Origin of the sequence: Desulfosporosinus shakirovi (assembly GCF_020595055.1) — a bacterium.
Lineage (GTDB): Bacteria > Bacillota > Desulfitobacteriia > Desulfitobacteriales > Desulfitobacteriaceae > Desulfosporosinus > Desulfosporosinus shakirovi.
Window position 1 is genome coordinate 20,716 of the sequence record NZ_JAJDOO010000043.1, and the last position, 11,860, is coordinate 32,575.

An 11,860-nucleotide genomic window follows, 5' to 3' on the forward strand; every position below is an offset into this window, starting at 1 on the left:
TACCAATACTAAATTGCCGTCATCCTGCATAACAAGAGTAAAGGTGTTATTTTCAGAGATGAGCTTTTCACTTGGGTGCAGTTTTTCACCAGGACGCAACCGATCAGACACAGCTTATCTCCTCCTGAATAAGTATTTTTAGGTAGTTACGATTAAGTTTCCACTAAAAATGATTTATATGTATTAAAGAAGTAATAAATTCAATTAGATTATATTGATTTTGGAATAGTGAATATTTTGAGTAAAATTGAAAAAATTTCTTGTGTAACTGTGATAGACTGATTTTATAAAAGCATGATCTACGGGTTCCAGACAATACGCTCGCAGCCGTTATGATCGTTAAGTGCCAAAAAACTCAGGAGATAAGATTTTAGGCCCACAAACAAGGAGAAATCCTAGGGCTAATCAAAAGAAAAAAGGCGAATGTCTTGACAGAGACTAACTAAATCGATCTCATTGCATGGTTAGAACATCTTTGTCATGCTAACAAAAGTGAAAACACCCTCCGAGCCTATCGACAGAGAGTGCTAAGTTTGCTGAGTGGTTTGAATCTACGAATGGAGAAACACTTACTCATGAGCGTGTTACTTAGAACGGTTGGATCAACGCTCACTTACACGTGCGGTGGAACATGAAAGCATACCACGTGATATTGCTCTGATTACGCTCATGCTTAACACCGGCCCTCGTATTAGCGAAGTAGCCGCCTTGGATATTGATGATCTCATTATTGCTGATCGCTCCGGCAGTCTCAAAGTACGTCTGGGAAAGGGTGGTAAATCTCGCACTGTGCCCCTTAACAGCGATACTAGGAAGGTACTGCGTGATTATATGAACGGTCGCACAAAAGTGCCATTGTTCTTGAGCCAGAGGGGAAAGGTGACCAACCGTCTAACAGCCAGCGGAATTCGGCAGGTTATAGATCAGTACGCTTACCTAGCAAAACTACCTGAACTCTACCGCCACGCTCTGCGGCATACGTTCGCTCGAAACCTCTTAAAAACTGGTGAGGGGCTGGAGATAGTCGCGGAAATCCTAGGGCACAAGAGTTTGAATACGACAAGGGTGTACACTCAGCCTTCTGAGCGGGATAAAGCGAACGCCGTGGAGAAGCTGTCGCTAAAGCATTAATACTGAATCGGAGATAACCTGGCAAGACTGTATATTTTGCTAGGCAAGTAATATTCGACTAAAGTAAGTCCTGACTTTAGAAGTTAGAGGGGTAAAAAATAGCCGGATCGCTTGGAGCACAAGCGATTCGGCTATTTTAAAAATGTCCTATTATTTCAGGTTTTTTGTTAAGTCTAATTTTGTGCATGAACGAAACTTAGTCAGTGTCATGTGTGTCTTCAGTTGAGGAAGATTGAGGATCGTTGCCAAATCTAAATATACTTGGGATATCTGTGTTGGTGTGACTATATTGTTGGGATAGTCTCCCTGAACTAGGACTAGTGGATCCTGAATGGCCTGCATGATCTGAGCGGCAGAGATACTCTTTCCGCCAACCTCTTCAAGCAGGTATTGTGCATAGCGCAGCATACACAATGAAATGAAGCACATAGCAAAATGACCTTTTATGTGTTCGTCATTCCATACGAAGACAGGACGCGCTCTAAGATCAGTCTTCAGTATCCGAAAACTCTCTTCGATCTCATAGTCCGCCGTATATCCTGACAACTTGTTCAGTGCTTAAGTCCAAATTGTTAGTAATAACCGCATAATAACCGTCATAACGTGCAGCCTCTTTTTATGGCAGCCTTGAGCTGATATGGCTTGTCAAGGCGTTTCCTAAGCCTCTCAAGCATACGTTCTCTGTCGGAACGGTCTTTTTCAGCACGCTTGGCTGACCATGTCAGGTGTATCTTGACGGGAATGTTTTCGTGGTTATACTTCTTTGGCCTTCCTCGTTTCTTTTCAGTGGAGATCTCATCTTGGACGATGGGCACCTTGACCTCCAGTGACTGCTCTACAACCTTAGAACGGAACGTTAGTTTGCCGTCGGAATCAACCGCTTCCTGCCAACCTTCTCCTTTCCACACGAGCTCCTTTATTAATGCGTATTAAAAACCTGATGAAAAGCATTGCGTGGAGTTTCGTCACGAAAATATTCTTTATATTTTACAAACTTCTTTTAAAGCTGGGATTTCCCGGCTTATTTTTGTGGGAAAAACCCTTATAACTTGTGAGAGTCTTTTTTTAAGAAGGAAGGAGATTACATGCTCAAAGAAAACACAGTTCGCCAAACGGATGAACCAGTATTAATCAATGTCCACGGTATGGGGGCAAACGATTGGGAATCATGGCTTGCTCAAATTGGTTTTCAGGTCGTAGTGAGAGAAGAAGCCAACGTGCTGCTATGGGTGGATCCCGAGGAAAAGGACTGGAGCCTTATTGCATCGGATTCTCGTAGCATTGTCGTAGGAAAGCCAGAAGTTATGGAAGAATGCCAGAAAAAAAGCATTGCTTATATAAAGGATGTGAACAACGGTGAGGCAATTCAAAGACAATTTGTGTTCCATGCCCAAGCCCAAATCCAAAATCCCATACTTACGAAAGGTAGTAGCTTTACGGTACCGCCGGCTCTTTCGCCCGGATTTCCCGAAAAGAAGCGCGGTCTTGGCTTGCAAAGGAAGTTAGGAATTCGTAAAGCGGTACCAGAACAACCTGACAAGCAAATTTCTGTTGAAGATGAGGTAGTGACTGAAGAGTATCCGGATCACACTCGTAAAGAACTTATAATAGCACTTCCCCTTGTTAGTAATGAAGTGAAGAAGCTTCAGCCCTATTTACAAGAAAAAAGTGGCGGTGAATTGCGGGTCTTAGAGATAGTTCATTCTTTTTCTAATCTGATGCGAAATCTGGATCTTGGGATCTTCTCAATCATCGTTGTCCATCGTGATCTGCCTGGTTTAGAGGGTAATCTCGTGGAAAGTATGAGAGAGTTGCGTAGCCATGCCTTTGAATCACGCATTATTGTCATTGAAAGAGAAAGCGATGACTACTCAGCAACCTACAAAAGCCACTTGAAGAATGCCAACATTGAATGGCAAGTAATACCTCAGCTGCCCGGAAACCTTTTAAGTGTGCTCCAAGGCGCTATCGTTAGCAGCCCAACGATTGAGTTTAAGTGGGATGAGGAACCGGTTTCTTCACCCTATGCTCCCAAAGCAATAACGACTGTTATGAGTCCAGTTCTTTTCGCCACTCATAGTACAGGTGGGGGTATCGGTAAAAGTACCATTGCTCAGCAAACAGGATTTGTCTTTGCAAAGATGGGGTACAAAACTATTATTATCGAGTTAGACTCTGAAAAGCCTTCACTTCTACGTGGAACAGGTGCCTCAGAAGATTGCCCTGGACTCGATGCCTGGGTGCCGGATGATTTCAGCAACGAAGGTGCAGCCATGACCGCCATCAAGAGGACAAGTCGTCAGGTACGAGGACTTTATGTCTTGCCGGCTGGTCCGATAAGCTCCAAGAAAGCTATATTACCGTTTCATATGGAATCTTCGAATGATGCTTGCCAGCAAGCGGAAACACTGTTTAAAGCCGCGCTAAAGGAATTCCAAATCGTTATTGTAGACACAAACCCTAACCTCATTGACCCCCCAGTATTTAAAGCCCTGGAGATGGCCAAGCGTATATTTTACATTATGGAAGCAACTAAAGTTTACTTGGACTCTGCTGCAACCCACCTTTCAGAAGCCTATAAATTAGGCGTTGAATCGTCAAAATATCAGTTGATCATTAACAAGCGTACAGACGATGATCCTGTTAAGCTTCGTGCAATATCACAAGCCATGGATATGCCGATCATATTAGAAGTTCCCTTGGACGTTCAAGGCTATCGTAATGCGGCGGACAAGGGCAGACCCTATAAACCTAAAAAGGGACCTTCCCCGTGGGAGAAATTTTGTGAAACTGTGCTCCAAGATATTGGAGTTTCCATTGTCCTGGCAAGTGAAACGAAAAGCCCCTTTGCCAAGTTCTTTACAAGATGGAGGAAAAAGTGATGTCAAACAAAGAGGGGCAAGTCAGTTCTTCCTATAAGCTGAAGGTGAAACCAAAAATCGACGTCAATCGTATACAACTGGATGTTCAACGGCAACGTGAGTATCGGACCCATGCCAAAGATGAAGACCTCGGTATTGAGGAAAAGGCCAACTTTTTAAATCTTGGAGAGAAGCTAGGAGACTTGCTAAACACACCAATTGGTTTAGAAACTATTTACGACGATATCTTGGATGTTGAAAAAGATGTTTATAACAAAATAAACCGAAACTACAGCCATCTCCTTGATGGAAATAAGGATACCCTGGAACGAGATCTTCCTCGAGTCATCGCAAATATAATATCGTCACAGAATCTCAACTTCGAAGAAAAACGCTTTATATTTAACCGTGTAGCGAATAGTTACATCGGATATGGGATTTTGCAACCCCTTTGGGCAGACAAGAGTATCACTGAGATTATGTGCAACGCCTATGACAGTATCTTTGTAGAAGTTGGTGGACAAAAATATCAGATTGGTCCAGGGACAACGCTTTTTCCCGATATAAAGTTTGCAGATCCTAAGTCCTATGCTGAATATGTACGTAAGCTCTATAGCAAAACTGGGCACGCCATCGACCAAGTCGATTGTCTCGATAGAGCTGAACTTCCGGATGTATCTCGAATAACCGCTAACTGGACACCTGTTGTCCGTTATCCGACCTTCAATATACGTAAACCCACGGAAAGCACGAAGAGATACACCTCCAAGAGCTTTATAGAAACAGGTGCCGCTACAGAAGAGATCATGGAGCTCTTAGGTGTGGCTACAGAAGGGCTCTGTAATATTGTGATCCTTGGGGCAACAGGTACAGGAAAAACAACGGTGAACAGGATCCTGATCGAAGAACACACGACCCGAGATCGAGTGATAGAGATCGGAGATACCCGAGAGACAAACCCGATACACCCTCATTTTATCAGTATGCAAACTGTTTCCAGAGATAAGAAACGCGTTGATTTTGATAAAATGATTGCCCAAGTTTTATCCATGCTGCCGGATCGCATCTTAATCCAGGAAATGCGCGCAGCTATGGAAGCTGCCGGGTTCCTTAAAATACTTAATCACGGACACGACGGTATCCTTACAACCGGGCATTCCAAAAACCCTGAGCGATTCGTCTCTCTGATGGTTATTTGGCTAAAAGAGTCGGGCATGAACATTGATGAACATTATCTCCGGAAAATGCTCCATGATTCCTTGGATGTTTTAGTGTTTACCAAACGATTGAGATCTGGTCCTCGAAAGATTACCTCAGTTTGGGAGGTTTTGCCCTGGGATGGAACGATCTTTGGTTTCAGAGAGATCTTTACGTATGATTTTAAGCTGAAGAAGCATGTTCAATGTGGGAAAGTAAGCCGACGAATGTATCAACACTGCTTCGAAAATGATGTCCTGATCCCAGAGAAATATGTTGAAGAAAGTGAGGGAATGAAACGTGCTTAGTTTGGCATTGCTCCTTTTTGCATGTTTCCTCGTAGTCTCCAGATGTGGGCTCTCTCCTTATATCCAACGGGGCAAGGGTCGAGTATCTGATAAAACAGAGAAAAAGCTAAACCCACCTCGAAAGGTTGATTTAGATCTGGAAAAATCTCTCTCAGTCCTGACTATAAGTCGGCGAAAATTTCAGTTATGGGATATTGGAGTCATGGTAGTAGCAGCTTCATATGAGTATATTTTTACACGGGATATCTTGGCGACGTTAATCTATGCCCTCGTGGGCAGGATGCTGATCCGGATTTATATAACTTTTAAGGCTGCCCATAAACGGTACATGCAGGATGCACAGACTCAGCAGTTTGTCCGTGGGATCGCCGATAATTTAACAATCGGGGAATCCATCCTTGAAGCGACCCTGCATTCTGGCCAGCGTATCAAGGAACCGTTACGCAGCCAGCTGCTGCAAGCCCTTAATACAACTCGGGGAAATAGAACCCTTCCGGAAGCTATGGCTGATTTAAGTGTTCAGCTTATTAACCCGGTCTATATGCTTTTAAGTCGGATCATCGCCAAAGGGTTAGAAAAGGGACAACGAGAAATCGGGTTTGCCTTCAAGCAAATTGACGATCGGCTTTCAGACGGAGAAAAGAATGCCAACAAGAGGACACAGGTTATTATGACGTACTTCAAATGGCTCTACCCCTTTTTGACCATCAATGTTTTGATACCACCCCTTATGTTACTGATTAAGCCTGATTTGTGGGACTTTACCACTCAAAGCTCTGCTCGTTGGGCTTGGGTTATTGGAGCGATATTTGTTCTATACCTTTCTCATGGGCTAAAAAGATTTACGCGCTTATATGCGCAAAGGGGTGATCTCGTCTAATGAGCTTCGTAAGCCTGGGACTTCTCGTGGTGTTTCTAAGTTTGTTTATCCATTATCTCCTTTTCTATGATCACGGTCAGGCCTATTTAGCAGCAATGTATCATCCCGGCAGGCCGAGAAACCTAAAAGAATGGATGAAAAAGTTCGTGAGCAGGGTCATAAACTTTGTAGGTAACCGCCTGGGGAAAGAAACCATCGATAGGTTAGAAAAAGTGGACACAGAACCGAAAGAGTATGTTAAGTATATGCTGGTTACACCTTTTTTGGGGATTTTGGCAGGTGCTATTTTAAGCGTCATTTTTCAATTGACTGTTTGGAAAGCCGTTGGACTGGCCGTCGTATGTGCGATCTTAGGGGTGATCATTGTCAGAGGTGCTCTTGCAAAGGAGTGGAACAACCATCAGAACGATTTAAAGAAGGCCTTACCAGAGTTTGTAAATTATCTTAAAGTAAGCATAATTGCCGGTGATACTATGGAGGAGGCCGTTCGTACATCCTCAGAGTTCATTTGGGGTCCTTTGCAGAAACTTATTACGAAAATTATTCGTTGGAGCGACGGAGAGATGAGCTTTAACGAAGCAATGGAAACGATGATTGATCAGATGGATGATATGGATGTCGTCCCTGTATTGCAAAGCATTCGGAGTTATCACAATAACGGTATTACGGATAGGCAAACTGTTTTTGCCGATATGGCAGAAAATTTGTCGCGGATTATCACTGACCGATCTATGACCGATCTAGAAAGTATGGAAGCTCAATTAAGCTTACTATTGTTGGCTGGATTGGTTAGCGCTGCATTAATGATTGGAATACCGTTTGGACTATCAGCCTTTAGAGAATTAACCCTATTTTAGGTTTTTCAATTCAATCTTGTGGGATACATTCTTACTATAGATGTAACTAATAAAACAAGGAGGAAAAACAAGATGACAATCAAGGACACAATGTCAGAAGTAGGCGGGATTGCGGTGGTTGTGGTAGTTATTGGGATTATGATTGTGTTTCTTACGACGAATTTGCCTGTTTATCTAGCATCAGCGTTTGCGAAAATAACCAACTAATCAGAATGATAAAGACGAGCTACTTAAGCATAACTGGTTAGTTTGTGTAGATTAGCCAGTTATGCTTAAACACATTTAAAGGGGGGAGAACACGTGTCTAAAAAACAAAGGGTTGGTTATCGGGATCCCGAGGCTGGAGGAGTTCAAGCTCGAGTCTTATCAATGATCTTTGGTCTTTTAGTGTTATTAGGCGTTGGCGTTGGAATCAATGTTGAATTTCAAAGGGTTGGTAGCATTAAAAGTACGCTGGCTGAAGGGGCTAAGCGTATCTCCGAATCAATTCGTGTTAACGGCTGTGTCACTCAGACCGACCAAACCAATATTGCGAATTACCTAAGCACCAATGGATTGGATCCATCGAAAGTATACTTTGATGCTTCAACGAGTCGGCAAAGTTACGGATCAAGCGCCGGTAATGGGGCTATAGGATATAATTTCCCGATTAACGTCCCGTTTCTGGGTTTGCACTATGATTTGTACCTTGAAGAAGAAATCATCAATGTAAAATCAAATTATGTCGTCGGAATGTCAAGCGATACGTCCGTTTGCTTAGGGTCCTTTCCAGATTTCGGTGGTACCCAAACACCCGTAACAGATTTAGGAGAAACACCCGTTGCCGATGTAACAAATCCTGCTTTTCCAACATCAGTCACACTGACAGGACCAGATACCGTCACAGTAGGGCAGAGTGCTCAGTATAGTGGTATCGTCAATATGGGAGCTACGGTAGCCCCGGCTGGTACTCAAGTTGAGGTAAGTTCTCCAAACGGAACTATGGCAGTGGCAACCCGAGCCGACGGGAGTTTTAGTACCACCATGTCATTTCCAAACGTTGGGCCGCAATTGTTGGCAGCAAAAGCCGGTATTGGGTCGGCAGCTCAAGTAGTCACAGTTTCAGCAAGCGATCCAGCCCAGATTCTCTTAACAAATACCTCCGGAGAAGGTGGGGTTGATTACCAAACGGTTATTGGTAGGGCCGTAACAATCCAGGGAAGTGTCGTGGATATTAACGGGAACCCTATCCCTTCAGCAATAACCAATGTATCATCAGACACACCCGATGTCCCGAACCAGACCGTTAAAACCAATCACCAGGGTGCCTTCAATTTAATCTATACTCCAAAGTTCATAGGTATGAAGCATATTACCTTCACGATAGGTTCAGCAACGACGACGGCTTTAGTGGATATTCTTCAGGGGACTCCCCAAACAATCACCTTACAGAGCAGTGTTGGTACAGCCTATAGCTCTGATCCGCTGACGATCACAGCTGGTCAGGAAATCAATCTTAAGGGAAATGTAGCAGGCTTGTATAACTCACCAGTGGCGGGAGCAACTATAGTGATTGATTCTCCCACCAATGGCGTCGATGACTTTGCCCCAAATGGGACAATAACAACGGATGAGTCAGGAAGTTATACCAGCGCTAATATTGTTTTAAGCCAGGCTGGTATTCAGAAGATACAGGCAACTACTGCAGGTATTAATACCCCAGCCCAAATCCAAGTCACTGTAAACCCTGGAGCAGCTGCCCAAGTGGCAAATTTAGCGGCAACTCCAACTCAGATTGGGGCAGGCGGGACCGTCACGGTCACTGGTCAAATCCTGGATGGCTATGGGAATCCAGTACAGCCAGGTACGGCGATTGAACTGGTCGGGCCGGATACAACAACGAACGTAACTACGCAATCCGGAGGACAATTCGCAGCAGCTCAAAAGGTTTCAACACCGGGCATGGCCACACTCAAAGTGCAATCGGTTGGGACGACCCTGAACGGTGGTACAGTAGCTGTTAATGTTTTACCAACGGGCGCTTATAGCCTTACAGTTAATACGTCAGATAGTCAGGTTGCGGCCGGCGGATCGCTTACCGCGACAATAACCCTTAAAGATAACACAGGGACGCCCATAGTAGGCAAATTAATCAAGTTATCTGAGAGTCCAGAACCTTCTGCACTCGTGACTACTCAGGTTACGACGGATGCCGATGGACAAGCTCTGGTAACAATTGGGCCAGTTACGAAGGTCGGCTATGAATCAATTACGGCAACCATGGATGGAGTATCTAATGTTATTGGAACAGCCACGTTTGAAGTGCTCCCAGGTGCTCCAAACCTAGTCGTAGCAAATGTTTCGCCATCTACTACTGAAGTGTGGACGGCTGCTAATCATGTGCCTTTACCCATTGTTTCTGGTACAGTTACCGATTCGTATGCGAACCCCATAAATGCCGCTAGTTTGACCGTTTCGGGGGGGTATGGGGCTAATGTTTCAGGGACTACAGATGCCAACGGTTACTATACTCTTTCGATTAAGCCGATCAATATCGGAGGACCATTTGCCTTGAGCTTTGCGGCGACTAGTACTGCCGGTAACTATAACACCATACAAAGCAATTTAACTGTAACAGCACCCATTGTCATTCCAATTGATAAAGTTCTTGCAGGCGTAACTATTGCCGGTCAGACAGGTACGATGATAAATAAGGTGGGTAGCGGCACGGTTATCACACCAGGGACAACCGATAAAACTATTCCCCAAGGGTATTATGATGGTACGATCAGTGCTGGCAAAGTACAAGGGGATGCAGATTTAAAGGCAGAAAATATTAAAAGTGGTGTAAATATATTCGGAGTTACTGGTACGATTACACCAACAGTTGATGTCTTCGACTACGTTATAGGAGCAGTTTCGGAGTATGAGGTTTATTCAGATAACACCCAGAATACTACACCCGTGAGATACACTGACCCAACAACTATAAAATCATTCAAAGTATCGGCCAGTGGTACCTTGCAAACGATATTCTCCATACAAGGGAATGTGTCCGGTCGCATATACGTTAACGGGATTGGCACAGGGGCCATACACACCAATGCTTACTATACGTCACATACATCATATAGCGATAACATAGCGGTTGCCGCGGGAGATCTAGTTGAATTGCGTATTTGGGGTGCCGGTAATAGCTTTTATTGGCGTTTTGAAGTGTACGCCAAATTGAAGACATCTCTATTCACTAAGGTTCACTAGGTGACAACCGAATATACTATCCATCAATATGGGTACCTAAAAGCCAGCCATCCTATCATTAACAGGAATGATAGAATAGCTGGCTTTTGGTGGCTATGGAGACAATGTTACGGGATCTACGGATATTAACGGGTACTTATTCTTTATCCGTAAAACCCACGAATATTGGCGATCTATTTGCACTAAGTTTTTTTGTAACGAGTCCTTATGGTAACTACAGTACGATGAGCAACCTAACGGTAACAGCCCCTCTTGTTGTACCAGTGGATATAAACTAGTTTAATACTTGAAAAGCCACCCTCGGTTATAGGACTTTAATTTGTCAGTTGTCCCTGTCTGCCCGTCAATCGTGATCACTGCAAGGACTTTAATTTGTAAGAATCATATCAAACAAAGTGCAAGAATATCCTGCATCACCAGAACTACCTTGATCTATAAATCCAAATTTAATGTAATAATCACCAGTCAACCCTGATGTATCCAAAGCTGTAACTCCTCTCGTATAGTAACTAGGCATTAGCCAACTTCTAACTACATTAGATTCAACATTGTCAGATTGTGTTGTTGCTAATGAAAGATAGACATTTGAAACATCATTGTCAAGATAGAGTATGATCTTATTTACACTATCAAAACTATATTTTGTTTTAGAGACAGCCGTTTGACTATATTTACTTTTCCTAAAAATTACACTAACTTCATTGCTATAAATACTTAGACTAGGACTAGAACTACTATGATAGCCTATTTGCCAGTAATTCGTTGCATCAATACTGGTATCAAACGAAGATATCAGCACCTTGCTCTTGCTCTGAGTAGATAAGGTTCCTGTAACTCCGAATATATTTACACCACTTTTTATATTACTTGCAATTAAATCTGTATCGCCAGAGACAGTACCACTACCATTATGATACCCCTCCGGAATTGTTTTATTATTTACCCCAGGAACGATCGTTACTGCGCCTCTATTGGTCATTGTCCCGGTTTGTCCGTCAATCGTGGTCCCTGCTAGGACTTTATCTACGGGTACGATGAGAGGAGCCGTGACCGTCAGGTTATTCTGTACCGTACTGTAATTGCCATAGGAACTCGTCACCGAAAAATTCAGGGAAAATGGACCTCCAACATTCGTGGGTTTAACAGTCAAAGTGTAGTACCCATTTCCATCCGTAGACCCCGTAATATTCGCCCCATAACCTCCCGAAACGGTTAAACTAGCGCCATTTATGGGGTTCGCATACGAATCGAAATGTGAAAACATTTGAATTTATACTAATCCGCGTATAAACGTAGAAATGATGAAAAGTATTCAAATATGACTATTGGAACGATAGAGTACAATTAAGTTCGCAAAATTAAAAAAGGGAAAACCATCGGTTACTC

The 11,860-nt window shown here is 43.4% G+C and carries 10 protein-coding genes; 7 read left to right on the plus strand and 3 right to left on the minus strand.

Annotated features, from left to right (window positions below):
- Positions 1 to 597 precede the first annotated feature (597 nt).
- On the plus strand, positions 598 to 1,131 hold the full coding sequence (locus LJE72_RS22730; protein ID WP_229250259.1) for a tyrosine-type recombinase/integrase: 534 nt from the start codon (positions 598 to 600) through the stop codon (positions 1,129 to 1,131).
- 150 nt (positions 1,132 to 1,281) lie between these two features.
- On the opposite strand, the gene LJE72_RS22735 is transcribed toward LJE72_RS22730, so the two are convergent.
- Entirely contained in the window at positions 1,282 to 1,677 is a 396-nt protein-coding gene (locus LJE72_RS22735) for a hypothetical protein (RefSeq protein WP_229250260.1), read from the minus strand.
- 50 nt (positions 1,678 to 1,727) lie between these two features.
- Positions 1,728 to 2,039, minus strand: a complete 312-nt coding sequence (locus LJE72_RS22740) for a hypothetical protein (RefSeq protein WP_229250261.1) — start codon at positions 2,037 to 2,039, stop codon at positions 1,728 to 1,730.
- A gap of 177 nt (positions 2,040 to 2,216) precedes the next feature.
- Between LJE72_RS22740 and LJE72_RS22745 the strand changes: the two genes are divergently transcribed.
- The 6 genes from LJE72_RS22745 to LJE72_RS22765 all read left to right on the plus strand — a co-directional run bounded on the left by LJE72_RS22745 (position 2,217) and on the right by LJE72_RS22765 (position 10,474).
- Entirely contained in the window at positions 2,217 to 4,013 is a 1,797-nt protein-coding gene (locus LJE72_RS22745; protein ID WP_229250262.1) for an AAA family ATPase, read from the plus strand.
- A complete protein-coding gene (locus LJE72_RS22750; RefSeq protein WP_229250263.1) occupies positions 4,013 to 5,497 on the plus strand; it encodes an ATPase, T2SS/T4P/T4SS family in 1,485 nt (494 codons plus the stop codon). Before LJE72_RS22745 ends, LJE72_RS22750 begins: the two co-directional genes overlap by 1 nt.
- Positions 5,490 to 6,377, plus strand: coding sequence for a type II secretion system F family protein (locus LJE72_RS22755; RefSeq protein WP_229250264.1), 888 nt, complete (start codon positions 5,490 to 5,492; stop codon positions 6,375 to 6,377). Before LJE72_RS22750 ends, LJE72_RS22755 begins: the two co-directional genes overlap by 8 nt.
- Positions 6,377 to 7,234 (plus strand): type II secretion system F family protein, encoded by an 858-nt coding sequence (locus LJE72_RS22760; RefSeq protein WP_229250265.1) that lies wholly within the window; start codon positions 6,377 to 6,379, stop codon positions 7,232 to 7,234. Before LJE72_RS22755 ends, LJE72_RS22760 begins: the two co-directional genes overlap by 1 nt.
- 72 nt (positions 7,235 to 7,306) lie before the next feature.
- Positions 7,307 to 7,441, plus strand: a complete 135-nt coding sequence (locus tag LJE72_RS26415; RefSeq protein ID WP_282437950.1) for a hypothetical protein — start codon at positions 7,307 to 7,309, stop codon at positions 7,439 to 7,441.
- 93 nt (positions 7,442 to 7,534) lie between these two features.
- Complete coding sequence (locus LJE72_RS22765; protein WP_229250266.1) at positions 7,535 to 10,474, plus strand: beta strand repeat-containing protein; 2,940 nt, start codon at positions 7,535 to 7,537, stop codon at positions 10,472 to 10,474.
- A gap of 367 nt (positions 10,475 to 10,841) precedes the next feature.
- Here LJE72_RS22765 and LJE72_RS22770 read toward each other — a convergent pair whose 3' ends face one another.
- Positions 10,842 to 11,624: a hypothetical protein gene (locus tag LJE72_RS22770; protein ID WP_229250267.1), complete on the minus strand. Its 783-nt coding sequence runs from the start codon at positions 11,622 to 11,624 to the stop codon at positions 10,842 to 10,844.
- Between the last annotated feature and the right edge of the window lie 236 nt (positions 11,625 to 11,860).